The 24555-nt window shown below is 70.3% G+C and carries 19 protein-coding genes and 1 pseudogene; 11 read left to right on the top strand and 9 right to left on the bottom strand.

What is annotated here, in order from left to right:
* The first annotated feature begins 571 nt into the window (after window positions 1-571).
* From ACFYMC_RS25460 to ACFYMC_RS25440, 5 genes are all read left to right on the top strand, one after another.
* The gene (locus ACFYMC_RS25460) at window positions 572-2968 is read left to right on the top strand and encodes a Helicase associated domain protein (RefSeq protein ID WP_388529219.1); all 2397 of its coding nucleotides are present in this window, start codon (window positions 572-574) and stop codon (window positions 2966-2968) included.
* A gap of 57 nt (window positions 2969-3025) precedes the next feature.
* Window positions 3026-5116 carry a telomere-associated protein Tap gene (gene tap / locus ACFYMC_RS25455; protein ID WP_388529218.1) on the top strand — a complete coding sequence of 697 codons (2091 nt, stop codon included), beginning with the start codon at window positions 3026-3028 and terminating at the stop codon, window positions 5114-5116.
* A 4-nt stretch (window positions 5117-5120) separates the two neighbouring features.
* Window positions 5121-5678, top strand: coding sequence for a telomere-protecting terminal protein Tpg (gene tpg / locus ACFYMC_RS25450; RefSeq protein WP_077974377.1), 558 nt, complete (start codon window positions 5121-5123; stop codon window positions 5676-5678).
* Window positions 5679-5786: 108 nt separating this feature from the next.
* The gene (locus tag ACFYMC_RS25445) at window positions 5787-7061 is read left to right on the top strand and encodes a Helicase associated domain protein (RefSeq protein WP_388529216.1); all 1275 of its coding nucleotides are present in this window, start codon (window positions 5787-5789) and stop codon (window positions 7059-7061) included.
* A gap of 84 nt (window positions 7062-7145) precedes the next feature.
* Window positions 7146-8972: a helicase associated domain-containing protein gene (locus ACFYMC_RS25440; RefSeq protein WP_388529214.1), complete on the top strand. Its 1827-nt coding sequence runs from the start codon at window positions 7146-7148 to the stop codon at window positions 8970-8972.
* Between the two features lie 44 nt (window positions 8973-9016).
* Here ACFYMC_RS25440 and ACFYMC_RS25435 read toward each other — a convergent pair whose 3' ends face one another.
* Genes ACFYMC_RS25435 through ACFYMC_RS25425 form a run of 3 tightly spaced genes read right to left on the bottom strand, consistent with a single transcriptional unit; the run spans window position 9017 to window position 13958 of the window.
* Window positions 9017-10117 carry a patatin-like phospholipase family protein gene (locus ACFYMC_RS25435; protein WP_388529212.1) on the bottom strand — a complete coding sequence of 367 codons (1101 nt, stop codon included), beginning with the start codon at window positions 10115-10117 and terminating at the stop codon, window positions 9017-9019.
* Window positions 10114-12657: a ThiF family adenylyltransferase gene (locus ACFYMC_RS25430; protein ID WP_388529210.1), complete on the bottom strand. Its 2544-nt coding sequence runs from the start codon at window positions 12655-12657 to the stop codon at window positions 10114-10116. Before ACFYMC_RS25430 ends, ACFYMC_RS25435 begins: the two co-directional genes overlap by 4 nt.
* On the bottom strand, window positions 12654-13958 hold the full coding sequence (locus tag ACFYMC_RS25425) for a hypothetical protein (RefSeq protein ID WP_388529208.1): 1305 nt from the start codon (window positions 13956-13958) through the stop codon (window positions 12654-12656). Before ACFYMC_RS25425 ends, ACFYMC_RS25430 begins: the two co-directional genes overlap by 4 nt.
* A gap of 247 nt (window positions 13959-14205) precedes the next feature.
* On the opposite strand from ACFYMC_RS25425, the gene ACFYMC_RS25420 reads away from it, so the two are divergent.
* From ACFYMC_RS25420 to ACFYMC_RS25395, 6 genes and pseudogenes are all read left to right on the top strand, one after another.
* On the top strand, window positions 14206-15603 hold the full coding sequence (locus ACFYMC_RS25420; protein WP_388529206.1) for a DNA-binding protein: 1398 nt from the start codon (window positions 14206-14208) through the stop codon (window positions 15601-15603).
* A 162-nt stretch (window positions 15604-15765) separates the two neighbouring features.
* A complete protein-coding gene (locus ACFYMC_RS25415; RefSeq protein WP_388529204.1) occupies window positions 15766-16530 on the top strand; it encodes a TnsA-like heteromeric transposase endonuclease subunit in 765 nt (254 codons plus the stop codon).
* Window positions 16527-18641 carry a Mu transposase C-terminal domain-containing protein gene (locus tag ACFYMC_RS25410; protein ID WP_388529202.1) on the top strand — a complete coding sequence of 705 codons (2115 nt, stop codon included), beginning with the start codon at window positions 16527-16529 and terminating at the stop codon, window positions 18639-18641. The genes ACFYMC_RS25415 and ACFYMC_RS25410 overlap by 4 nt, the downstream gene beginning before the upstream one ends.
* 74 nt (window positions 18642-18715) lie before the next feature.
* Entirely contained in the window at window positions 18716-19684 is a 969-nt protein-coding gene (locus tag ACFYMC_RS25405; protein ID WP_388529222.1) for a TniB family NTP-binding protein, read from the top strand.
* Window positions 19685-19916: 232 nt separating this feature from the next.
* A pseudogene (locus tag ACFYMC_RS25400) lies at window positions 19917-20432 on the top strand (helicase associated domain-containing protein); the annotation flags it as partial.
* Window positions 20432-20716, top strand: a complete 285-nt coding sequence (locus ACFYMC_RS25395) for a hypothetical protein (protein WP_388529200.1) — start codon at window positions 20432-20434, stop codon at window positions 20714-20716. The pseudogene ACFYMC_RS25400 and the gene ACFYMC_RS25395, both read left to right, overlap by 1 nt.
* 226 nt (window positions 20717-20942) lie before the next feature.
* Here the strand turns inward: ACFYMC_RS25395 and ACFYMC_RS25390 are convergent, their stop codons facing one another.
* The 6 genes from ACFYMC_RS25390 to ACFYMC_RS25365 all read right to left on the bottom strand — a co-directional run bounded on the left by ACFYMC_RS25390 (window position 20943) and on the right by ACFYMC_RS25365 (window position 24537).
* On the bottom strand, window positions 20943-21563 hold the full coding sequence (locus ACFYMC_RS25390) for a hypothetical protein (RefSeq protein WP_388529199.1): 621 nt from the start codon (window positions 21561-21563) through the stop codon (window positions 20943-20945).
* A 57-nt stretch (window positions 21564-21620) separates the two neighbouring features.
* Window positions 21621-22133, bottom strand: a complete 513-nt coding sequence (locus ACFYMC_RS25385) for a GNAT family N-acetyltransferase (protein WP_388529197.1) — start codon at window positions 22131-22133, stop codon at window positions 21621-21623.
* Window positions 22127-23008: a hypothetical protein gene (locus tag ACFYMC_RS25380; protein WP_388529195.1), complete on the bottom strand. Its 882-nt coding sequence runs from the start codon at window positions 23006-23008 to the stop codon at window positions 22127-22129. Before ACFYMC_RS25380 ends, ACFYMC_RS25385 begins: the two co-directional genes overlap by 7 nt.
* Window positions 22924-23622: a DUF6875 domain-containing protein gene (locus ACFYMC_RS25375; RefSeq protein ID WP_388529193.1), complete on the bottom strand. Its 699-nt coding sequence runs from the start codon at window positions 23620-23622 to the stop codon at window positions 22924-22926. The genes ACFYMC_RS25380 and ACFYMC_RS25375 overlap by 85 nt, the downstream gene beginning before the upstream one ends.
* Window positions 23619-24026 carry a hypothetical protein gene (locus ACFYMC_RS25370; protein WP_388529191.1) on the bottom strand — a complete coding sequence of 136 codons (408 nt, stop codon included), beginning with the start codon at window positions 24024-24026 and terminating at the stop codon, window positions 23619-23621. Before ACFYMC_RS25370 ends, ACFYMC_RS25375 begins: the two co-directional genes overlap by 4 nt.
* A gap of 112 nt (window positions 24027-24138) precedes the next feature.
* Complete coding sequence (locus ACFYMC_RS25365) at window positions 24139-24537, bottom strand: DUF6415 family natural product biosynthesis protein (protein ID WP_388529190.1); 399 nt, start codon at window positions 24535-24537, stop codon at window positions 24139-24141.
* Between the last annotated feature and the right edge of the window lie 18 nt (window positions 24538-24555).

Raw genomic sequence — 24555 nt, 5'->3', positions numbered from 1 at the left:
CCCCGCGGAGCGGGATATGCAGCGCTGGCGCGCTGCATAGTGCGCGAATTGCGCAAGCGCAATTCGAATTCCCGCGTAAACGCGGAAATGGAATTCCGTAAACGGAATTCTGAAAAGAAGCCAATTCGCGCAAGCGCAAATTGGGGGCACCCGCGCAAGCGCGGTCGCCTGGGCTGGCAGCAAGGGGAGATGCATCGCGTGTGGGCCTGTGTAGGGTCTGGGATTCTCCCCCATCACCCCTGCAACGTGTGTGACGGATCGTCGGCCTGACGAAGTGCCGGCCCGCCCGTAGTGACGGGCTCCGCTGCGCTCCACCCGAACCCCTCCCCCGTTCTCAACTGCCCGTACGCAACCCCACCGAACCTCACGAGCATACACCCCGATCGGTCACTGGAAGACGGGAATCGGCCATGTTTCACCCTACGAGTGCGGAAGTTTACGCAAGAGTGATGCATCATGCTTGTGCACTGTGTAGAGTCTGGGAACAGACAGCATCACCCCTGGATCCTTCGCCGCTCCGGGAATCTCCATTCTGATACGCGCATCATTCCGCGAAAAGGAGAACACGGGAATGGCCGTGAAACTACGTGACCACCAGGTCGAGGCCGTTGCCGCCATTGTGCGCGGTCTTGATGTCCCGCCGGGCGGGATTCCTGTGAATGGCCTGCGCGGGCAGGTGCACGCCGCGTGCGGGACGGGAAAGACCATCATCGCGGCTGCGGCGGCAAAGCGGCTCGCACCCAAGGGGCGCATTCTTGTTCTGGTGCCGACGCTGGATTTGCTGTCCCAGACGGTTCAGGCGTGGAATGCCGCCGGGCACACGGGTCCGGCGGTCGCGGTGTGTTCTCTCCAGGACGACCCGGAATTGTGGAATCTCAAGGTCCGGAGCACCACGAATCCGGTGCAGCTCGCCCTGTGGCACGGGCAGGGGCCGGTCACCGTCTTCGCGACGTACGCCAGCCTCGGTGTCCTTTCCGAGGCGTTCGAGGGCGCCTACGGGCAGCAGTTGTCTCCCATGGACCTGACGGTGGTTGACGAGGCGCACAGGACAAGTGGCTCGATGGGTAAGGCCTGGGCCGCGGTGCACGACCAGGGAGTCATTCCGTCGGCGCGCCGGCTGTATCTGACGGCGACGCCGCGGATCTGGGAAGAGCGACTGAACCGCGAGGTCGCCGAGGGGGTGCGCGACCGGCTGCCGCGGGAGATGGCGGCTTCCATGGACGACGAGAGGGTCTTCGGGCCCGTCCTCTACAAGCTGTCCCTCGCGTCGGCGGTGTCGCGCGGGCTGCTGGCGCGGTACCAGATCATCGTCCTGGAGCTCCAGGACCCGGTCGTCACGCCCGAGCGGCTGATGGGTGAGGAGCGGCGCAGTGAGGAGGTGCGGGGTCAGCGGCTCGGGGCCCTGCAGGCCGCGCTGTTGCACACGATGGCGCAGCACGACCTGTCGACGTGCATCACCTTCCACCACCGCACCATCGAGGCACAGGCCTACGCAGAGGGCCTGGAGCGGGTGGCGGCCAAGCTGCACGCCGACCAGCCCGAGACGTACCCGGCTCAGATCTGGGCCGACTGGCTCTGCGGCGAGCACGTGCCCGAGCGCCGGCGCGGAGTCCTGGGAAAATTCGGCACCACCACGCTGCGTGCCATTCTCTCGAATTGTCGCGTATTGGGTGAGGGCGTTGATATTCGCGCCGTGGATTCCGTAGCTCTCCTGGATCCCAAGGGCGCGCCGCACGATATTGTGCAGGCTATCGGGCGCGCTTTGCGTCAGAAGCCGGGACAGGGCAAGATTGCCTCGCTGATCGTGCCGGTATTTCTCCAGCCCGGGGAAAATCCGGAAGACATGTTCACCTCGGGATCGTATCGCCCGTTGGTGAAGGTATTGGAAGGTCTACGCGCTCACGACGAAGAGGCAATCGAATTGCTGGCGATCCCCCAGGAGCCGCAGAAGGACGTCGCGCAACCGTCCCAGCACATCGGTACGCCGCCCGGGGAAGGCGAGGAAGAATCCCGTCTGCTGCTCCGTTTCGCCGCCCCCAGGGATCCGGTGATGGTCGCGGACTGGGTGTCCTTCAACGTCATCGACACCGAACGCCAGGACTGGGCCCGCGGCTGGGCGAAGCTGAAGACGTACGTCGAGCGAGTCGGGAACGCGAGGGTGCCCTACGGACACCGCGAGGGCGCGACACCTCTTGGACAGTGGGTGGCGGAGCAGCGACGGGCGTACGGGGCCGGGGAGATGAACGGGCAGCGCGCCCAGCGCCTGGAGCGGTTCGGCATGGTGTGGTCGATGGCCGATGAGAGGTTCCAGGAGAACCTGGAAGCCGCCAAGGCGTACTACGACCAACACTGGACACTCTGCGCCCCCCGCACAGCGGCCATGCTGGATAGACCCTTGGGAATGTGGCTCGCGAATTTGCGGCGTCCTGGTGCCCTGGACGACCACCCCGACTGGAAGACAGCACTCGAAACCGTCGACGAAGACTGGAACCCCGCCTGGCCGGCGGACTGGCAACGCCACTACGCCGCACTACGCGAACTCGTAGCCGACGAAGACGGCCAAGCCCGTGGAGTCGACGTCCTACCCGGCGTCACCGTCCACGGGATGGACATCGGACGATGGGCCGCGAAACAGCGCCAACCGGCGGTGTGGGCTTCGCTGATGGACGGGCAGCGCGAACGCCTGGAGCAACTTGGTGTCGTACCGCTCCCCCCTGAGCAGGAAACACCCGCCAAGGTCCCCCAGGGCGCTTCAGGAGCCTTTGAGCGAGGCGTAGCGGCCCTGGCGCAGTACAAGGCCCGGGAGGGCTCCGTGATCGTCCCCAGAGGCCACACAGAGCAGTTGGACGGGGTAGAAGTCCGACTCGGAGTGTTCCTCAGCAACAGCAAAAGCCGTCGCGCGAAGCTCACCGTCGACAAACTCGCCGCGCTCGCCGCGCTGGGGTTGGAATGGGCACAGGAAGGTTAAGGAGTGGGCTAAGTTTTTGGTTAAGCAGTATCGGGTCCTGATGTGAAGGTGCAGGGAATGGCATCTGAGGAAGAGCTGTTCGCGTCCGTCGACGCTCTGTTGAACGAGGAGCCGCATCTCCCGCCTCCGGCGGAGCGTGCCCGGCTTCGTGAGGCCGCCGGCATCACCCAGGCCCGCCTCGCCACCGCGTTGAAGACGACGACCCAGTCGGTGAAGAACTGGGAGAACGGCCGCTCGGAGCCAAAGTCGCCGCGCCTGGATGCCTACCAGCGACTGCTGAACGGGTGGGCCGCGAAGTACCCGGCCCACGGAGCTCCCGCTGTCACGCCCGCCCCGGCTCCCGCGCTCAACCCGGAACCGGTTGCGGAGACGTTCACCGGCCAGGCCGTGCCCGAGGCGCCCGCCGTAGTGGAGGTGCCCGTCGTCCAGGCTGAGTCGGCGACGTCGCGCCGTCCGGCGAAGAAGCGTTCCGCGCCCGCCGTCGACTCGCGGTTCCCGCATGGTCCGCTCGCGGTGCTGGACAGTGACGGTTCCGCGTACGGCGTGGGCGGCATCGTGCTCGACTGCCCGGCGACCACGGTGGTGGAGCTGGTGGAGTGGACGCTGCGCGAGTCCGGTCTCGGTGCCGCGAGGCTCAACCGGTACGGCAAGGACTCCGACCCGCTGATCGTGCTCACCGCGGCGGCCGCCGTGAAGCTGGGGCTGCCGGAGCGCCTGGAGGGCCACGAGCAGCGCCGCTCCCTGCGCCTGCCCGAGGACCACCCGGTGGTCAAGCAGGTCGCGAAGGCACGGTGGCAGTTGACGCAGCGCGGGTTCGGCCCGTGGGCAAGGGTCTACCGCAAGGCCCAGGGGCGCGAGCGGCAGTGCGTGCAGCTCGCCATCCTGTCGTGGGACGCCCTCGATGAGCGGTCCTGGCCCGGCGTCGCGGACCTCGATGCGGCCGACATCGCCCGCATCCTCGGTGTCTACGCCCAGCGGGTCATCACCCCGCGCGGCTCCACAGCCGTCTCGGGCCTGGAGCTGATGACGGCGCTGCGCCCGCCGACAAAGGCCGTGCAGGACCCGCAGACCGGGAACTGGGTGTCCGGCCACAACGCGGGATCGCTGGGGACGGAGCCGATGGACCCGGCGCCGCCGGAGGCCACCCCGGAACATCCCGTGGTCGTGAACTCCGGCTGGAGTGGCGGGTTCCTCAATGAGGAGGCGTACCAGTGGGTGCGCTCGGTGGAGACGCTGTCCGATGAGGAGTGCGTGCTGCCCTTCGCGGTGGGCCTGGACCTCAACACCGCGTTCCTCGCCGCCGCGGCCCGCCTGGTCGTCGGTCTCTCCGCCCCGGACCACTTCCACAATCCGACGTTCAATCCGAAGATCCCCGGCTCCTGGCTGGTCGACCTCTCCCATATCGACCTGGACCCGCGCCTGCCCAGCCCGTTCACCCCGGACGGCACCCGCCCGACGGGACCGGCCTGGTACCAGACGCACACGGTCGCCTACGCCCAGGAGCTCGGCTTCAACGTGGCTCCGATCGAGGCGTACCTGCGCCGCGAGACCGGCGCGTACCTGGATCCGTGGCACGACCGGCTCAAGACCGCCTACGTCGACACCCTCGCCGACCTCGGCGTCACCAAGGACCTGGACGACCGGGCCTTCCTCGCCGCGATGGAGCAGCACAAGCAGATCGACCCGGCGATGGCCGCCGTCCTCGGTGCCATCAAGGCGACCGTGAAGGGCGGCGTCGGCAAGCTCCGCGAGCGCCCCCAGGGCAAGCAGTACAAGGACGGCGAGCCGTGGCCGGCCATGCAGCGCCCGACCTGGCGCCCGGACATCCGCGCCGCCGTCATCAGCAAGGCGCGGGTCAACATGCACCGCAAGTTGAACAACATGGTGAAGATGACGGGCCTGTACCCGCTGGCGGTGCTGTCCGACTGCGTCGTCTACCCCTCGCCGGGGGAGAGCCCGCTGGACTTCCTGCCGTACGCGACGTCCGGTAAGCCGCAGCCCGGCGGGTTCCGCCTCGGGCCCACGCCGGGCCTGGCGAAGCTGGAGGGCGTCCAGTCGATGCTGTGGGCGGTCGACCTGATGGAGAAGGGGCTGAACCCGGCCCGCCACATCAAGGGCGGCGACGCCGTCCTGGACGAAGGGGAGTAAGGCCGTGGGCGAGATCGACGACGCGATCGAGCGGGCCGACCGGGAAGCCTTCACCCGCGAGCCGCCGAAGACGCTGAAGGGCCAGATCGGCTACCTGATCAAGCAGTTGGGCAGTGCCAAGGCCGTCGCGCAGGAACTCGGGGTCACCGCCGACTCCGTCAACCGCTACCGGCGCGGCGCCCGCAAGCACGCCCGCGCCGACGTCGCCGCGAAACTCGACAACGCGGTACGGCAGCGGTGGCAGCCACAGGTGCGCAAACGCCGGCAGAAACAGGCCGCGACCTCCGGCGGGATCACCGTGGAGACCAGGGCCCGCTTCGGATACACCGCACCCGTCGGCACCACCGACGACGGACGCTTCCGCCGCCTCACCATCCACCTTCCTCCGGCGTACGCGCAACGCCTCTTCGACGCCCGCAACACAGGCGCCAGCGACCAGCAAATGCGAGGGATCATCGCCGAAGGGTTTAAGGAAATCTATTTCCAGGACGGCGGAGGGCGCGCCACAGGACTCTCCGACGTCACCCTCAACGACATCGACTACCTCGACCTCGACTACTGACCTGGCGCCAGCCGCGGCCCGGCACCTGCTTGTTGAGCCGAAGCACGATAGTTGTCACAAGAGACGGGGCGGGTGGGGACGCTGTTGCTGGCCGCGGGTGCCTTTCGTGTGGCTCCCCTGCAGGGTGAGATGACGCTGTCGTTCCTGGGGCGGATCGCGGACAGGTACGGCCTGACGGTGCGGAGTCTGCTGTCGTCGGTTACCGAAGTGGCTGGCCAGCAGGGCGTCGTCCGGGCTCTGCAGGGCGACAGTGAGGTGTTCTTGAACGCCGCGGCCCGGGAACGGGTCGCGGCGCTGTGTCGTGTGCCGCAGGTGGGCTTACGCCGTGCGTTGCCGGCCTGGACGCGGGAGGAGCCGCTGGGCCCCTCGAAGGAGCGGCCGGCGGCGCGGCTTTACAACGGGGTGGAGACGGTTGCTGCCTGGGGTCCGGCGTGCCCGGGCTGTGTGGCTGCGCGGACCGGTCGCGTTGCACCAGCCCGGGTGTACCTGGCGGCGCACCAGCGAGTCTGCCCACGCCACCGGTGCTGGCTGATGAGCGTGCCTGGCAACGGGAGCCGTGTCGTGGAGTTGGCCGGATGCCCGGAGGTAGTCCAGGCGCAGGCGGATCACCGCAGGCTGCTGCGCCGCTCCCCCGTCGCTGGTTCGGCGTTCGAGGTTGCGGAAGCGGTCACAGCCTGGTGGTGGGCACAGGAGTGGCCTGAGGAACGTCTGTGGCCGATGCGGCTGGATGCGGCCATGCCCGCTGGTGAGGATCCGCGGCGGTGGCGGATCCTGGCGCGGGATCTGATCACCTATCCCGAGACCGTCGCCCTCGCCACGCTTCTGGCCAGCCCGGCCTGGCGGCTCCGTGTCGCTGCTGACGGTGGTGGTCACCTCCCTTACCGGTTGGCTGATGTGCCCTGCGTGCCCGGCGAGCTGGGCCATCACTTGCGGCGACCGTGGCTCACCGAGCGTCTGGCCGGCTGTACCCACGGAGCGCTGTTTGCCTGGACGTACCAGTGCATCCGTACCGAGGGCGGCAGTGGAGACGACGAACAGCGGCTGTGGCAGGTCCCCTTGGCGCTCCGGCCCCGGCCTCTCGCCGACGTTCTCGCGGGCTACCAGCGCCGGCAGACCGCGGGCACAGAGGGTCTGCCGGCGCAGAAACGGCTGCGGGGTCACAGCGTGCACGCCGAGGGCGCCTTCGCCGCCGGCCTGGCCCACGCGCGCACCTACGCCGCCCAGCACGGCCACCTCGCCACCCAACGCGACACCCGAGTCGGTTCCTTCGCCCTGGGGAAATGGGTGCACAACCAGCAGGCCCACGCCTTGGTCCTGCCTGAAGAAAAGGCCGCCGCCCTCAAGGAGGTGGATCCGTGGTGGAACATCCCCTGGTCGGTGTAGTGGCAGCGCTCCTACTACCGCGCCCGCGACCACGTCAGACGCCACGGCCCCCTCAACGCCGCCGACGGCTTCCCCGACACCCACATGCTGACCGGGGAATGGCTGTACCTGCAGTGCACCGACTACAGCTCACTCCACCCCCAACAACGCCGTCTGCTGACCGACATCGGCCTCACGGCCCAGGCCGCCGGCAGCGCACGCCCGCGCCGAACGAGCCGGACAGCAGGCATCGATAAGGCTGTTGACTGTGCGCGCGCCTTCGCCGCCGAACACGGATGCCTGGCCCTGGCCACCAAGAACATCTCGTACCAAGGGTTTTTGCTCGGGAAGTGGCTCACTGCCCAGCGTTGCCTCACCCGCCGCCAGGACGAACCCGGCGCGCACCTCCAGGTACTCGACGCGATCGACGTGTGGTGGAACCCCCCGTGGCCCCTGGCGTGGCAGCGCACCTGGCACCGGATCCGCGCTCATGCCCGAGACCGGCACCAAGGGGCCGCAGAAAGGAGCTGGCCGGACGGCAGTGACAGCTGGGCCACATGGCTGTCCGTACAGTGCACCAGCTACAAGCAGTTGCATCCGCAGCAGCAGCATCTGCTGGCGGAGATCGGCATCACCGCCGAGACCGCCGCCGCTCGCCCCCACGAGGTCATCGCCCAGCTCTGCGGTACGGGCCCCGGGCTGGCCCACGCGCGCACGTACGCCGCCGCACACGGCCACCTCGCCACGCCCCTGAAAGCTTGTCCTGAGGGGTTTCCGCTGGGCCGGTGGCTGAGTGAACAGCGCCACCGGGCGCGGGAACACCACCAGGCAACGGGCGGGACATGGCCGGTCGGTACGCTCCTCGCGGCGCTCGACCCCTGGTGGAACCCGACCTGGTCCTTGGAGTGGCAACGCAATTGGAGCCGCGTACGCGAGCGGTCAGAGTCCGCAGCCGACGGCGGTGGTACCGGCATTGCGGGCCTTGAGAAGGAGTTGGCCGACTGGCTAAGGCATCAACGCATCGGCTACGGCACACTCCACCCCGAGCAGCACCGCCTGCTGACCAAGATCGGTATCACCGCCGAGACAGCCCGAGCCGCCCAACCACCGGCTCCCCGCGTTGGGCCCGGTCTGCTGGACACCGCGCTCGCACAAGCCTGCACCTACGCGGCCGAATACGGCCATATCGCCGCACCCATCAGCACCGTCCTCAACGGGTTCCCGCTGGGGAAGTGGCTGGCCTGGCAACGACGACGCGCCGGCCAGGGCCGCCTCTCCCCCACCCGGGCCGAAGCCCTGACCCTGATCGATCCGTGGTGGAATCCGCCCTGGCCCCTGCAATGGCAGCAGGCCTACCACCGCCTCCGCACAGCAGCCACGGGTGCCGGCGGCGTATCGGCCACGAACCTCCCCCGAGGCTTTTGCCGCTGGATCCGTGTCCAGCAGGAGTCCTGGGAGCATCTCCACCCCGGCCAGCAGGACCTCCTGACCGCCCTCAGCATCACACCCGACGCTGTCGTAGGCGAACGACCCGCCCCGGCCACACGCTCCTACCCCGCCAGCCCCGGACTCGACCACGCACGCGCCTACGCCGCCCGACACGGCCACCTCACCCCGGACAAACACACACGACAAGACGGCTTCCCCCTCGGCAGATGGCTGTGCCAGCAACGCCGCAAACAACGCGCCGGCACCCTCTTCACCACAACCGCAGCCGCCCTCACCAGCCTGGACCCGTGGTGGAACCCACCCTGGCCCTACACCTGGCACCGCACCTGGCAGCAATACCGCGCCACGATCAGCGGGAACGAACCCGCCCCCGACACACTTCAACACTGGGCCAACGTCCAACGCGCTCAATGGAGCACCCTCCACCCCCACCAAAAGGTGCTACTGACAGCCATCGGCGTATGCGGGAGCCAGCCGCTTTGATGCAGCCTGGCAGCGCGGCTATTCGGCGGGGCTCGGCTTCACTGTCAAAGATCCATGGTTCGCTGGTACATCGGCAGGACGGTGCGCATGAGCTGTTCGCCGCGGGTGGTGATGGCCTCGAAGTCGCTGCGGGCCATGGCGGCGAAGTTGGTCGGGTAGGAAGCGACCGCGCTGCGCGGGACGAGGTCGGCTGGCGGCGCGGGCAGGCGGTCGTCCTTCATTCCGAGGTACGCGAGGGCGAGGCCGTCGATGCGTCCGCTGGCAGCCCACTCGTGCAGGCGGGCGCGGGCGGAGTCTTGGGCTTTGCGGTGGACGGTGGCGAAGGAACGGCTGAGACGTCCGGGCATAAAGTGTGGTGCCTTGACGGCGAGTTCGCCCATGCCTGCGTCGCAGGAAATGATGAACGGGACGTCGTAGACGTGCGGGGTGTGGTGCGGTGAGCGTCCCGGTTCGAGGACGGACAGGCCGAGGTTGTCGTAGACGCCGCCGTCGGTGAGCAGCACGGTGTGCTGCTGGTGGTGTCCGTCGCGGTGCTGGAAGGTGAAGGTGCGTTCCAGGGCCGGTAGGAGGGCGGGGTAGGCGGCCGAGGCCGCGACGGCGGTGGCGACATGGACGGGCTCGGTGATGGTGCCGTAGCGGGAGCAGCCGCTGCGGGTGCTGCCGAAGCGAACCGCGTTGGTGGTGGCCAGGTCGGTGGCGGTCAGAACGACGTCGAGACCGGGGTGGGTGACGTCGGCCAGGGTGGTGGTGCCGAACGCCTTGTGGGCGAGGACGGCGGCCAGGGCGTCGGTGCGGTTGGCGGGGCGTGCGACGGTGACCTGGGTGGTGCGGGTGAACAGCTGGCGGGTGCCTGCGCGGGCAGCCGCAGTGAGGTTGCGGGCGACCGCGGAGGGATTGAATGCCTGGCGTGCGATATCCAGTTGCAGGCCGGAGCGCAGCAGGTCAGTGGTGCGGGCGTCGAAGTCGGTGAACTCTTTCGGGCCGTAGGCCCACAGGGCGGCGAGGAGGGAGCCGCCGGAGATGCCGGAGACAACGCGGATGTAGTCGAGGAGGTCGCGGTCGTGCAGGGCGCGCAGGCAGCCGAGGTGGAAGGCGGCGGCGCGGGAGCCGCCGCCGGACATGGCGAGGCCGATGGTGCGGGTCATGAGCGGGAGCCCTTGCGTGGGAGGGGGACGGGACTGTGGGGGCGGGTGGAGTAGCCGCCGGGCCACCACTGCACGGGGCCGAGGTGAGCGGGTGGTTGCGGCGGGGGCGGCTCGGCCGTGACCGAGGCGGTGCGGGCGGCGAGGTGGGCGTAGAGGTCAGGGCTGTCCCCGGTGGCGAGCCACTGGTGCCAGACAGGGGGTGGTCCTCCGGCGATGAGGACGAGGGCGCGGGCGGGGGCGTCGTCCAGCGGGAGGGTGAGGCTGGTCATGGCAGCGCGGTCGGTGGCGCTGGGCTGGGCAGCGGTGTGCGGGTGGGTGTGCCACATGCCCAGGAAGCGGCTGATGTTGCCGGTAGCCTTCCGGCGGGCGGTGAGGTGGCCGCTGACGCCGTCCAGACCGTGCTGGAAGTAGGCCTCGGTCAGCAGGGAGTCGGGGGGCGGGCCGGTGGCCTCGTCGATGAAGATCACACCGGTGGCGTCGTCGACGGCGCCGAGCAGGGTGCCGCCGGTTTCCACGCGCGGGCCCCGCACTCGGGCGCCGCGTCGGGCTTCCGCGCGCATCTCGGCCAGTGCGGCGGGGGTGATGCGCACGTCGTAACCGGTGGCCTCGTCCGTGGCGAGGGTGTCGTTGGGCCAGGTCAGCCAGCGCGGCCCGGACGGCTGGGTGATGGTGGGGCCGGTGGGCATGCGAACGATGAGGACGGCCATGGTGTGCTGGTCGGCGGGTTCGGCCAGGGCGTGGAGGACGCCGGTCGCCAGTTGTCCGGCCAGTGCGGTGACGTCGGCGGCCGATCCGGTGAAGGTGGCGTCCGAGCAGCCGGGTTCGGGCTGGAAGAGCTCGGTCGGGGGTGTGGTGGGGAAGAAGTCGTCGATCAGGTCGTCGAAGGCGCGCGTGGCATCGGCGTGCGCGGCCAGCGCGGTGCGCCGCAGGACGTCCGTGCCACCGCCGGTGGCACCGTGGGGTGAGATGGCGGCGATGCCGCGGGTGGCGTGGTGGCCGATCATCAGTGTGGCCAGGTGGGGCCAGGGGGCGGTGTCGGTGCGGCGGGCGCGTTCGAGGTGGGCGCGGACGATGCGGTTGGCGGTGCAGTCCCAGATCAGGTCGAAGGTGTGCAGGTTGAGGGCGGACAGCCGGGTGGTGACGTTGCCGACGAGGGCTTCGACATGGGTGGCGTGGGGGTCGATCCGGTTGAGGCGGTCGGCCAGGACCCTCGCCTTGGAAAAGCCGATGTCGGCGTCCGTATAGGGCTGGCGGGCCAGGATTCCGGGGTGGACGAGTCCGTGGTCGGCGACGGTGAGGTGCGCGGCTCCGGCGCGGGCGCACATGTCGGCGACGGGTGCTCCCAGGGCGCCCGCGCCCAGGACGAGGATGCGTTTGCCGCGCAGCCAGGCCGCGGGGCTGGCGTGGTCGCGTCGGACCGTGACCTCGGGCCGGGCTTCGTAGACGCGCATCCACCGGGTGCTCTGGCGGTCGAGCCAATCGGTGCCGAACCGGACGACCTCGTCGCCGAGTTCGGCCAGGTACGCATGCCCGCTGAAGGCAGTGTCGGCGGCCAGGCGCCCGACCTGATCGGCGAAGTCGGGCAGGTGCCAGGCCACCAGGTGCGTCCGGCGCGGCCCGTCGCCGGCGATACCCCGCGAGGGGGTGCCCAGCAGCAGGTGCACCGGCGCGGCTGGGGTGTCCTCGTCGTCCCCGGTCGACGCGGTGGCGTCGGCGTCGGGGCACAGCAGGGTGCGGTTGTGGCCTGCGACGAATCCCGTCAGCCCCAGCAGCAGGCGCGTCGTGATGTGGTCGCGGGCCATGGACTCCACCAGCTCGCGCGCGGTGAGCGGGTATTCGAACGTCAGGTGCTTCGTGGTGACGACAACGGGGGCGAGGAAGGCGCGGGCGTCGGCCGGCAGCGCGGCGCTCTCCCGCAACCGTTCCAGGCTGTCGGGCCAGGGGTCCTCGGCGGCGAGCCAGCCCACAACGTCGCATCTGATGTCGTTGACCTGGTGCAGTACGGCGGCGCCCAGCCACGGCCCGTCCGGTCGTGCGACGGGCGCGTCGTGACGGATCACGAGGAGTCCCGCGGTGTGGTCGGTCAGGGCGTTCGGGGGGTGCAGGGGTTCGCCGGGCCGGTCCAGTTGTCCCGCGGCGGCCGCCTCGAACCAGTCCAGGAGGCGGGTGATGAATCCGTACATGCCGTCGGCCGGATCCCATTCGGTCGCCGTCGAGCGGTACAGGCACAGGTGGCGGCCCCAGTTGACGTGCGGGGCGCCGGCGAAGCGGGTGTGCTGGGTTTGCACGCTGGGGGCGGTGAAGGGGAAGTTCGGAGGGATCCGCAGGGTGACCGCCTCGACGCTGCGCAGCCGCAGGCCGTCCTGGGTGGGCGGCAGGTTGGCGCAGCCGACGCTGACGCGGGCCTCGACGTACCCGTCGGCTGTGGCGGCCACGTGGGTGGCCGCCACCGATCCTTGAGATGCCTGGACGATCCGGTGCAGTTGTTCGAGGGCGAGCTGCTGGCCCTCGGTGAGTTCCAGGGTGGTGCTGTCCTTCACGCGGCACCGAATCCGATCTGTACCGCGGGCTCGGCCTTGTCGCCCCTGGCCTGCTGCACACCGGCGCGCGCGGCGTCCGTACCTCGCGGGTGCGGCAGGCCAGCACTGGCAGCGAAGGTCGCGGCCGGGTAGCGGGAGGCACCCAGTGCGGCCAGTAGCCGGCGTCCCCCGCCCGCGGCCTCCAGCATCCGGGCCTTGTTCTCCAGGTCGGCGACGTCCACCAGTTCGAGGCCCAGGCCCGGCTCCAGGGCGAAGACCACCGGACGGGGTTCCTCCTTGGAGGGGTACTCCCCCGTGCACAGCACCTCGTAGTCGGTGATCGATGCGTAGGCGCCCCGGGCCAGCAGGTGCGGCGGGTTGTTGCCCTTCTCGTCCTTCTCGCGGAAGGGCAACGAGCTGGCGATCACCCGGGCGTCCGGACTGGCATGCGCCTGGAGCAGGTCGAGAAGGTCCTGCTTGAGCTCCTCCTCACCGTCCTCGCCCTCGGCGTACATGGCCTTCTTCGAGCAGTGGTGCGGGGAGAGCAGCACGTCCCATTCCACCCGGTCCGAGTTGCCTGCGGCTTCACTATTCTCGAAGATCATCTTGATGATGGGGTAGGCGAGGTCGCCCAGGAACAGCAGTCGGCCGATTGTGCCGTCACTGGCCTTCAGCTGAACCTGCAGGGCCAAGGACGTGTCGTTGCGGTCGCCTGCGCAGTGGTCCTTGAACGGTGCGTGGACGAACGCCTCGAACCGGTCCGCGACATCCTGGCCGTCGATCTTGGTGATCACGTCGCCGGGGAAGGTGAAGTACTCGTCGGGCAGTTCGGCGTAGGAGTGCAGTTCGCGGTCCTCGTCGTAGCCGATGATGCGCACCCGGTCTCCGCTGTCCGGCTCCTTGCCGTCCTTGACAGCCTTGAGGGTGGCGTCCACGCGTCGCTCGACCTCGTCCTGGAAGCGCTGTGCGTCCTCGCACATGGGCTTGTCCTCGGACAATTCGCGCCACAGCCGAGGTGTCGCCCAGATCTCCCCGATCAGGATGGAGCTCTCCAGAAGGTCGCCGAAGCCGCAGCAGTGGTCCGAGTCGGCGTGGGTCAGGGCAAAAACCGCCAGGTAGGGCGTCGTGCCGTCGGGCTGCGGGAGGGTCTCCTCCAGGCGGTCAATGACGGCGGCGACCACCGCGTCGTCCTCGTCGGCGGCCTTCATGTCCCGCAGGTCCACCTGCATGACCAGGTTGTCGCCGACCACGATCGTGGTGGAGTCACCCGTGCCCACCGGCCAGAACACCACCCCCTGTCCGGGAAGTTCCGTCTCCACCATGTCGTACCTCTTCACTCGATGTTGATCAACTACCGGTAAAAGCAGACAAGTTCACTGGAAATCAGGTCTACCACGCGCCACTGACAACGCAGCCTCCATCAGGCAGCGCAGCGCCTTCCCCAGCCGCTGCCGGCGGCGTCGTGGTGTTAGGGCCGGCCCGGTGCCTCTCCCAACCGCTCCGCTTAATGTGCTGGGCATCCGTTCTGAAGGCGCCCGCCCGAGACTGCGAATACGAGACCGTGGCGGAGTGACCCATGACCTTGGCCTACTGCGGACCGCTCCCTTACCGAGGGAGACGACCTCGTCGCTGATCTGCCGCATCGCCAGCCGCTACGGACTGGAGGCCAAGGCGTTGCGGTCCTGTTGGCGCTGGCGCAACCACCAGCCCAAGCACGAGGGCGGGACCTGTCGGGCAGATGCCGAGGTGCTGCTGAATGCGGCTGGACGGCAGCTCCTGGCAGGTCTGTGCGGTGTCGAAGAAGACATGCTGGCGCGGGCGTTGCCGTCCTGGGGGCGGGAGGATGCCAAGCTGCCGGCCGCGGATGCCGGGGAGCCGGCGGCGGCGTGGCGGATCGGTGGTGCGGTCGCCGGGCCGGTGGCGTTCGGTTGTCGTCTGTGCACGGCCCGGCGTACGGGGACGGCTGGGCGGGCGGTGCTGTACGCCCCACGGTGGAACCGTGTGTGTGTACGGCACGGGCGGTGGCTCCTGGACGCGGACGCCGACCAGCCCCATGAGTACTTGGACGTGCGGCGTCAGCCGGAGGTGGCCGCGGCGCAGCGGCGGTGGGCGGGGGTGGCGCGGCGGGCGGTGCGGGCGGGGGCCGAGCCGGAGAGAGTGTTCGCGCTGGCGCACGCGGTGGTCGCCCGGTGGTGGGAACAGGCCCTGCACTGGGAGCGGGAGAAGGTCTGGCCGCGGCGGCTGCATCAGGTCGCGGGCGGTGATGCCGGGGGTGATCTGGAGTGGTGGCGGATCGTGGGCCGGGACGCGGTGGTCTTCCCCGAGGTGGTGGCCGTAGCTGATGTGTTGCTTGATCCGGCTATGGCCCGGCTGGTGTGGGTGGACAGCGGTGCCGAGCAGCCGCGAGTGCTGCCCGTCGACGGGTTGTTCTGCCGTCGGCTCGGTGAGCAGGTGGGGCGGGAGTGGCTGGGGCTGCTAGCCGCGGCGGACCATGGCGGTCCGCTGATCGCGTGGATGGGCAGCGTGATCCGGTTGCGCCGTGGGGCCGGTGGGCCTCCCGGATACGACAACGACCCCTGGTGGCTGCGCCGGGAGCATCAGCCGGTGACGATGGCGGGGCAGTTGCGGGTGCTGGGCAAGGAGAAAAGGGCGCCGGGCTCGGGGACGATGTGGCGGGCGGTGGTGCCGGCCGAGCAGCGGATGCGGATCGGCAGTTTCATCGGCAGTGCCGAGGAGCAGTTGCTGCAGCTGCGCGGCGTGCAGAGCGGGCCGACTGCCGAGGTCGCCCGGCAGCTGCTGCAAGGCCTCGGTCACAGTGCCGGTCTGGTCGAGGCGGCCTGGAAGCGGACCGCGGTGGCGGCGGTGAACGGCGGGGTGCCGTTGGAGGAGGTGGCCAGGTGGGCGGATATGTCCCCCGGGACACTGAGGAGCATGCTGATGGCAGGTGAGCAGGAAGAGGGCGGCTGATAGCAAGGTGGGATCGGGCGCATCGGCTGTTAGCTGACACAGCACTCGTTTGTGGCAGAAACCCTGAAAACGGCGGCACCTGTCAGCAGGAGCGGCTTGGCTGACGCGGTGATCAGCATAGGAGAGGCCGCCCGGCCCGGGGGCCGGGCAAGGCAAGCGGCCGTGGATCGTCGAAGTGGGTTCGAGGCGGTGTTCCTCGATCCGGTGGGGCAGTCGGTTCAGCAGCGGTGGGCGGATGCCGCCATGACCGTGGCGTTCGAGGAGTTGCCTCCGGTGTCGGCGTTCCCGGTGATCCCGGGGCGCCGCTGGGGGCCGGGGCTGTGGTGGTCGGGGACCACCGGGCGGCATGTGGCGGCCGGGTCGAACGCGATGCGCACGCAGCTGATAGTCCTGGACCGCGACCCTGATGTGACCGGGTTCGCGGGGCGTCCGGTAAGGCTGATGTGGCGCGAGGAGCGGGGCCGGGTGCGTTCCTGGGTGCCGCAGCTGTTCGCCCGGTACCGCGACGGCACGGGTCTGCTGGCCGACTGCCCCAGCCACCCGGAGGCCGGCGGCGACCGCGCGGTGAAGGCCGCCGAAGCGGTGAGCGCGGCATGTGAGGAGATCGGCTGGACCTACCGGCGCCTTGCGCCGCTCGACGACGTCCTGGCCGCAAATCTGAAGTGGCTGGCCGGCTACCGCCACCCCCGCAACGCCGGCCGCCCCGGCCTGGCGCCCGCGGTCGTGGAGGCGTTCGCGCGGCCGCGGCCGCTGATCGAGGGCGCTGAAGCGGCCGGCGACCCGATCGAGATTCTTCCCGCCGTCTTTCACGCCCTGTGGCACGGGCGGGTGACGGCAGACATGGAGGCACCGCTGCATGAACGCGTCCTGGTCGGCCCTGCTGGCGGGAATGGCCCGGGTCCGGGCACGGCGGGAGGGGCTCGGTGACCGCGCGGCGCAACGCCCGGCCATCGGTGAAGGTCGGGGCGCAGGTCCGGTTCCGCGGTGTGAAGTGGCAGGTGGTCGCCCTGTCTGGGCAGGTGATCCATCTCGTCGGCCCCGACGGCGGCGGCGAGGCGGTGCTCGCCGGGTACCTGTTCGCCGATCCCGGCTTCAGCGTCATCGGGGCCGATGTACCGCAGGCGGCCCCGCAGTGGGGGCTGTTCGAGACCGCCCCCGCCGCGGCGCGGGAGAAGGCCCTGGCCTGGCAGCGGCATGTGCGGGAAGTCGAATGCGGGCTGGCCGACGGGCCCGGCAGTGCTGGGGCGGTGCGGGAGCAGTACGACCCCGCACGGCACACGCTGGCCGAGCGGGAGCAGGCCAAGGCCGAAGAGCTGACCGCGCTGGGCTTCGGGCGGGTATCGCGTACGACGGTGCAGCGCATGCGCCTGGCCTACCGCAAACAGGGACTGTGGGGACTCCTCGACCACCGCACCACCCGTACCGCCAGCCCTACCGGGCGCTCCGACGAACGGGTCGTCGCCGCCGTCCGTGAAGCGCTGCGCCGCCGGCGCGGGCGCTCCAAAGGCACCATCAACGGCCTGTTCCCGCTGATCAACCAGATCCTCGAAGATCAGCACGGCCCCGGTGCGGTGCCCGTGCCGTCCCAGGCCACGCTGTACCGGCTCGTCACCTCCCTCGCCCGCCCCGGTGAGCTGCCCAGTGGTCCGGTGCGGCAGGTGCCTGCGAGTGTCGAGGGGCGGGCTTTCACGCCCGCTATGGCGCTGCGGCCGGGCGAGCAGGTCCAGATCGACACCACCCGCCTGGATGTTCTGGCCCTCTTCGACGACGGGCGCTTGGCCCGGCCCGAGCTGACGATCGCCGTCGATGTCGCCACCCGCTCCATCCTGGCCGCCGTGCTGTGCCCGAGCGCGACCAAGGCCGTGGACGCGGCCCTGCTGCTAGCAGAGATGGCGGTCCCGCACCCGGCCAGGCCGACCTGGCCGGACATCCTGCGGATGGATCACGCCCGCGCGCTCCCCTACCAGCGGCTGGCCACACTCGATGAGCGTCTGGCCGGTGCGGCGGCCCGGCCGGTCGTGCTGCCCGAGACAATCGTCGTCGACCGCGGCAAAGTCTTCGTCTCCGCCGCTTTCACCGCCGCCTGCGAGAGCCTCGGCATCAGCGTCCAGCCCGCCCCGCCCCGCGCCCCCACCGCGAAGGGCATCGTCGAGCGCACCTTCGGCTCCATCAACGCCCTGTTCTGCCAGCACCTGCCCGGCTACACCGGCTCCGACGTCACCCGCCGCGGCCCCGACACAGAGAAAGACGCCTGCTACAGCGTCGCCCATCTCCAGGACCTTCTCGATGAGTGGCTGGCGCACTACCACCACCGGCCCCACGAAGGGCTGCGCCACCCGATGATGCCCAGGAAGGCCCTCACACCGAACCAGATGTGGGCCGCCCTCGTCGCCGTCGCCGGCTACGTCCCCGTCCCGTTGGCCGGGCACGACTACCTCGAACTGCTCCCCGTGCGCTGGCAGGCGATCACCCCCGCCGGTATCCGCATCCGCCACCGCACCTACGACGCCGACCTCCTCGCCCCGCACCGCGGCCAGGCCTCCCCCGTCGCCGGACGCGGCGGGAAATGGGAGATCCACTACAACCCCCACGATGTGCGCCAGATCTGGGTCCGCCTCCCCGACGGTGAACTCACCGAGATTCCGTGGATCCACCGCGACCACGTCCACCGGCCCTTCGACGAACGCACCTGGCAGCACATCCGCGCCCAGGCCGTTGACGGCAACCACGGTGACACCGAGCAGTACGAAGCCGGCCTCGCCGACGCCCTCGACCAGCTCATGCGCCGCGTCCACAGCGGCCACGCCACCACAACGGAGCAGGCACTCCTGGCCCGCACCGCCCACGTCCCGCTCCCCACAGCCCGCGACGAGAACCCCGGCGCCGAAGCACCCGCCGACAACCTGGAGCAGCAAGCCGGCGAAGGCAACGACGACAGCATCGACGACCTCGACGGCCTACCCGACGACGACTTCAGCCCCGCCCCTGCCGCCGGATTCGGGCTCTACAACGCATACGAGGAAGCCGACAAGTGGTGAACCCGAACCCGCCAAACGCGAGCAGCACACCAGGCGGTCCCGGCGGCAGCGGCGGAGCCGAGCTGTCGTGGCCGCTGACCACCTGGCAGGGCTGGCACCGCTTCGCGACCACTGACCCCGTCGTCCCTCCCCGGCCCGGCGACCCGCCCCGCAGTACGGAGGAACGCCTGGCCTACCACTCCGCGTTCGTCACCATCCGCACCCCCGCCATCCACGCCCTGGCCACCCAGGTCCGCACCCTGATGATCCTCGGCCGCCACCAGCAGAGCACCGCACGGCCCTCCCTGATCGTCACCGGACCCGCCGCAGCCGGGAAAACCACCGCCCTCCTGAACGTCGGGCGTACCTGCCACCTCGCCCACACCCGCAAAAACCCCGCACCGCCCGGATCAGCGCATGCCGCGGTACCCGTCGCGTATGTCCTGGTCCCGCCCGGCGCCACCGCGAAAACCCTCATCACCGAGTTCGCCCGCTACCTCGGCATCCCCATAACCGCGCGTATGACCCAGACCCAGATCACCGAAGCCGTCTGCCACACCTACACCCAGGCCGGCGTCCAGCTGGTGATGATCGACGAGATCCACCGCCTCAACCCCCGCACCACCACCGGCGCCCAAACCGCCGACCTTCTGAAAGACCTCAGCGAACGCCTTCCCGCCACATTCGTCTACGCCGGCATCAGCGTCACCGATACACCCCTGTTCACCGGCGTGCGAGGAGCCCAACTCGCCGGACGCGCCACGCTCGTCGATTGCGGCCCCCTCTCCGCCCGCCACGGCAAGCGTGAACCCTTCCGCGAGGTCATCACCGATATCGAGAACGCCCTCGACCTCCAGCAGCACAAACCCGGCACCCTCCCCCGCCACGCCCCCTACCTCCACCAGCGCACCGCAGGCCGCATCGGATCCCTCACCCGACTGATCCGCCAAGCCGCCATCACCGCCATCAGTGACGGCACCGAACGCATCACCAAAACCACCCTCGACACCATCCGCCTCGACCACCTCGCCGAAACCCAACACCGCCCCCGCCGAGGCCGATAGGCACACCTGCCAGGCAGACAAAACAGCCCTGACCAGCACAAAAACCAACCGGGCCTTTACACGCCAGAACTAACTACAACAGACCCAGCCCCGCTCAGCACAGAACACATAACCCCAGCTCAGGTACCCCCACCCACCTGTCCGAGCCGCCAATTCCACCTCTCAGCGAACTAGCAACACCCCAGACCAGCCGCCTCGCTGTGCACCAACAAACCCCCCTCCCAGCGTTAGGAAGGCCGCGCTGGAGGCCGTGGATAAGCACTGGAACCCCGCGTGGCCGGCGGAGTGGCAGAGGCACTACGCCGCGCTGCGCGAGCTGCTGACGGACGAGGAGGACCACTCCGCCGTCCTTCCCGGCTTCACCGTCCACGGCATGGACGTCGGGAAGTGGCTGGCGAGGCAGCGTCAGCACGCGGTCTGGGCGGACCTGGTGGAGGGGCAGCGCGAGCTCCTGGAGGCGGTCGGCGTCGTGCCGCTGCCCCCGGAGGAGGTGGAGCCCGCCAAGGCCCCCAGGAAGGCCGTGAGCGCCTTCGAGAAGGGCGTGGCGGCCCTGGCGCAGTACAGGGCTCGCACCGGCTCTGTGACGGTCCCCAGGGCCCATGTGGAGGTGCTGGAGGACGGGTCGGAGGTCAAGCTCGGGGTGTTCCTCAGCAACAGCCGCAGCCGCCGGGCCAAGCTGACCGCCGACAAGCTCCAGGCGCTCGCCGCGCTCGGGCTGGAGTGGGCGGCGCTGGAAGGGGCGGCGTGATGACCGGAGGCGAGCAGGCGCGGGCGCAGGTCGAGGTGGCGGAGACGGAGTTCGGCAGGGAACTGTGCGCCCGCCTCCAGTCCTTCCAGGACCAGCACGACCAGGCCGTGCGCGAGGGCGACACGGCGCGGCTCACGGGGACTTGTCCGGGCAAGCACGGCCGCTGGGGGCGGATCTGCGTCCTGCCCGACGGTCACGAGACCTCGATGGAGGAACCGCACTGGGGCCGCAACAGCGAGGGCCGGCCGATCGCGTGGGTGGGCAGCGCACCTGACGACTGGTGAGCGGCGGTGAGAACGGCGAAGGACCCCGGGGCGCACGAGCGGCCCGGGGTCCTTCGCTGTCCGGGGCCAGCGGCACCACCCCCAGGCCCTACACGCACTTGAGTGCGATGCCCGGGGGTTCTGAGCTGCGGCATCGGACTGGTGTGCGTGTAGGCCCTGGGATCTTGGGCTGCTCCCCCGGCGAACTACGCCAGATCGCGGTCACGATGGGCGTTGACCGGCCGGTCTAGCCGTCGGCTCGTTCCTTCTCGATCGCGTTCATCCTGCGGACCATGCTGATCTGCGCGCGGATCATCGTGTCGAACAGGGTCTCCGGATCGCCGTCGGGTCCGGCGCTCGCAGCCAGCATGGAGGCGACTTGGCTGGCGAGGACGGTGACCACGTCGGCCGTCCCCACCGGGCCGCGGACCTCGATCAGTTTGCGCACGGCGTCGTCGATGCGGTCCATGGCCTCCTCGCCCTGGAGGAACAGCCCGAGCCGCTCGGCGAGGAACATGCGGACGACCGCCACACCGTCGGCCAGGGCGGTGTCCACGTTGAAGTCGGCGCGGGCCTTCTCCGACTCCTTGAGCACGGCCGGGATCGTGTACGTCCGCTGCTCCGGGATGAGGCCCTCCTTCCGCCACTCCTCGTACGGGATGGGGCCGACGGCGTCGCGGCGTGCACGGTGTTCGTTGGTCGGGCGGCCGCCTGCGGTGCGGCAGGCCCGCCCTGCGGCTGCCTTGCAGGTCGGGCATTCGACGCGGCGCTTCCACGAGCGCACGAGATCCATCACGGCATCGGAGTGGAGGTGGCGTCGCCACTCGCCGCCCCACGGGATGCTGTCCGATCCGTTCTCCACGCCCATGCCCCCTGGATCCGGTGGTGTGTGCCGTGATGACGACCGTACCTGCGGCGGCGCCCCTCAACCGTCGATCGGGGGAATGCCGTTGCCGCCGGTCTCCAGCGCGTACAGCTCGTAGGAAACGGGTCCGGTCTCGGAGTCCCGGTCGGCCGTGCCGATGCGGGTGAACCCGGCTTTGACCAGGACGCGGCCGGAGGCGGGGTTGTCGGGGTGGTGCATGGCCTCCAGGCGGTTGAGGCCGGCGGTGGTGAAGGCGGCGGTGACGACCTGGTGGGCGGCTTGGGTGGCGTAGCCGTTGCCCCAGCTGTCGTCCCGGAGGATGTAGCTGATGGTGCCCATGGACGGGGTCCGTCGCCGCAGGGCGATCAGGCCGATCACCTCGGCTTCGTGAAGGATGCCCCAGCTCCACTGCGCGCGCGGGGTTTCGGCTGCTCGGGCGAGGGCGGTGCGGATCTTCTCGTGGGCCTGGTCGAGGGTGAGGGGCCGGCCGGTGGTGTGCCGGATGGAAGCCCCGCTGTAGATGCGGGTGAGGGCGGGGGCGTCATCGAGGACCAGGGCGCGCAGGGTCACCATGCGGCGGTCAGCTCCTTCGCGGTGGGACGGTCGGCAGGGTCGGGGGCCAGACACGCGGTAATGGCGTCCTCGAACGCGGGAAAGGGCCACGGCCGGACGTCGCGCAGCGCGGTGGTGGTGCCCCGGGCGATGGCCGCCAGCTTCTCCAGCCGGTCGAGGTCGTCGTCGTAGGCGACGGGGCGCTGGCCGGTCCAGCACCAGAACAGGGAGGCGCCCAGGCTCCAGACGTCGCCGGGCGGCTGTGCCTGGATGTGGGTGTCGGCGGGGGTGTCGAGGATCTGCGCGGCGAGCTCGGGGGCGGTGGTGTGGGTGAGGGCGCCCCGATACGGGACGTGGCGGCCGTTGTCGGGGCCGCAGGCGAGGGCGTAGTCGATGACGGCGGCGTGTCCGCCGTTGGTGACCAGGGTGTTGGTCGGCTGGACGTCGGCATGGGCCCACCCGGCGGCGTGCATGAGCGCGAGGTGCTCCGTCCAGGTACGGGCGATGCCCGCGAGCCAGGGGCGCACCGAGGCGCGGTCTCCTTCCGGGCCGCGGGCGAGGGCGAGGGCCCGCCACAGGGGCGCCCCGTCGATCCAGTTCACGGCCAGCCACCGGCCGCCTTCCCACGGCCCGGCGCTCACCCGGTAGTCGGGGTCGAGGGCGCCGACGGCGGTGAGGCGAAGGAGGTGGTCGTCTTCCTGGGCCATCTCGGCGGCCTTGTCGCGGACGTTGTCGTCGGGGTTGTTGGTCTTCAGCGCGACGGCGCGCTTGGGGCCCTGGAGTTTCCAGGCGCGGGAGCCGCGCCGGTCGCTCAGGAGCTGGATCGCGGTGGGCTCGCCGGTGTGTCCGGCGAGGAGGGCGACGGCTTCGCCGGGGGGAGCAGGTGCCTGGCCCATGTGCGGATCTCCGTCCACTCGGTGGGGATGTGCTCGAACACGTCGCGGCCGTCGTCGTCGGCCGCGGCGAGCGCGGCGGCCAGGTCGGGCGTCGCGCTCAGGAAGCGGGGGTCGCGGCGACGGACGGCGGCCCTCACGGGGAGGAACGAGGCGGGGGCGGCCGGGATCCGGTGGCCAGCCGCGGTGACTTCCTCTTCTCCCGCGTAGAACTTGCCGAACATCACCCCGACCGGGCCGTAGAGGTGTTTCAGCACCCAGTGCGGCCAGGCGAGCAGGTCACGGTGCCGGGTACCGGGTACGTCGCCCAGCAGGACGATGTTCTCGCACCGCAGGGCGCCGTGCGGCCGGTTCAGCAAGGGCCGCAGCCACTCCGCGGCCTGGGCGCCCGCGTGGAACAGCTCGGCCTGGACGGCTTCGGCGTCACCGTCGGCGCGGTAGACCGTCCAGGACGTCAGACCCCCTTGGAGGGACGGGGCGAGGTAGGGGCAGTGGGCGGTCATCTGCCGCGCGTAGTCGCTGATGTCCACGGATGTCGGCCGGGTGGTGCTGGCCTCGACGAGGCGCAGCGCCCCGGCGGTGGGCCGGGGCGCTGCGCTGGTGCGGCCGGTGGTCACCGGCGGGCGGTCTCCGGCTGGTCGTGCGCGACGTCGTCGCCATCGCCGCCGCCGGCGGGGCCGCAGTCCCACTCCGCGACCACGGTGCCGGTCTCCCGGTAGCGGGCGAGCGCGTCCTGGTCGAGGTTGCCGTCGGCGTCGGTGAACCAGATCTCCGGCAGCGGCCCGTACGCGGCTTCGTAGGCGGCGACCCAGGCGATCGGGCCGCGCCCGTTGTTGGCGACGTGCCGGATCGGCTGCCCGGCGGTCTCCAGGCACAGGGCCTCGTAGGCCGGGGTGCCGAGCAGCTCGTGCCACTCCCTGTCGACGGCCGGGGAGAACATCTCGGGTGCGGACTGGCCGGTGCGGAAGCGCTGGCCAGTGATGGTCAGGAACCGGCCCAGCTCGATGGTTGCGGTACTCACGGTGGTGCCCCTCTCGGTGTCGAGTGGTGCTCCCCCGGCCCGGGTTGAGCCAGGGGTGGTGCCGTGCACCGCGCACCCGGGAGATCCGGTCTGCTCCGGGTGCGCGGGGGTCTCAGGAGGCCCTGGCGGGCTCGGGGGCGGCGCCGACGAGGCGGTCCAGGCGCTCATACAGGGCGCGGACGAGCCGGGCGCGGCCCTGCGCGCAGCGCGCGCTGCCCTCCAGCTGGACGGACAGGCGGCGGTCGGCTTCCTCGAGGACGACGTCGGCCAGGGCGCGGGCAGCGTGGTCCTCGGGCAGCAGGCCGGCGGCGCGGCGGACATCGGCGGCCACGGTGCGCGCGGCGCCGGTGAGCAGCAGGGCGATCTGCTTCAGGTCCGCGGGCGGCAGGCCGGGGTCGCCGGACCATCCGAGGACGGCTTTGACCAGAGCCTTGTGGAGCTCCCGGTCGAGGGGGAGTTCCGTGTCGAGGCGTCCTTCGGGGTCGTGGAGGACCAGGTGGGTGCTGCTCATCGGTGCCTCGCCGGGTCG

The organism is Streptomyces sp. NPDC006879 (assembly GCF_042869595.1).
Classification (GTDB): Bacteria; Actinomycetota; Actinomycetes; order Streptomycetales; family Streptomycetaceae; genus Streptomyces.
The sequence above is the reverse complement of the archived record's forward strand: the minus strand, read 5'-3'. Positions and strand labels throughout refer to the sequence as shown.

Excerpts from the sequence above, each read along its gene's own strand:
- ACFYMC_RS25460 (WP_388529219.1), top strand. The coding sequence starts at position 572 with ATGGCCGTGAAACTACGTGACCACCAGGTCGAGGCCGTTGCCGCCATT.
- tap (WP_388529218.1), top strand. The coding sequence starts at position 3,026 with ATGGCATCTGAGGAAGAGCTGTTCGCGTCCGTCGACGCTCTGTTGAAC.
- ACFYMC_RS25440 (WP_388529214.1), top strand. The coding sequence starts at position 7,146 with ATGCTGACCGGGGAATGGCTGTACCTGCAGTGCACCGACTACAGCTCA.
- ACFYMC_RS25435 (WP_388529212.1), bottom strand. The coding sequence starts at position 10,117 with ATGACCCGCACCATCGGCCTCGCCATGTCCGGCGGCGGCTCCCGCGCC.
- ACFYMC_RS25425 (WP_388529208.1), bottom strand. The coding sequence starts at position 13,958 with ATGGTGGAGACGGAACTTCCCGGACAGGGGGTGGTGTTCTGGCCGGTG.
- ACFYMC_RS25395 (WP_388529200.1), top strand. The coding sequence starts at position 20,432 with ATGACCGGAGGCGAGCAGGCGCGGGCGCAGGTCGAGGTGGCGGAGACG.
- ACFYMC_RS25390 (WP_388529199.1), bottom strand. The coding sequence starts at position 21,563 with ATGGGCGTGGAGAACGGATCGGACAGCATCCCGTGGGGCGGCGAGTGG.
- ACFYMC_RS25385 (WP_388529197.1), bottom strand. The coding sequence starts at position 22,133 with ATGGTGACCCTGCGCGCCCTGGTCCTCGATGACGCCCCCGCCCTCACC.
- ACFYMC_RS25380 (WP_388529195.1), bottom strand. The coding sequence starts at position 23,008 with ATGGGCCAGGCACCTGCTCCCCCCGGCGAAGCCGTCGCCCTCCTCGCC.
- ACFYMC_RS25365 (WP_388529190.1), bottom strand. The coding sequence starts at position 24,537 with ATGAGCAGCACCCACCTGGTCCTCCACGACCCCGAAGGACGCCTCGAC.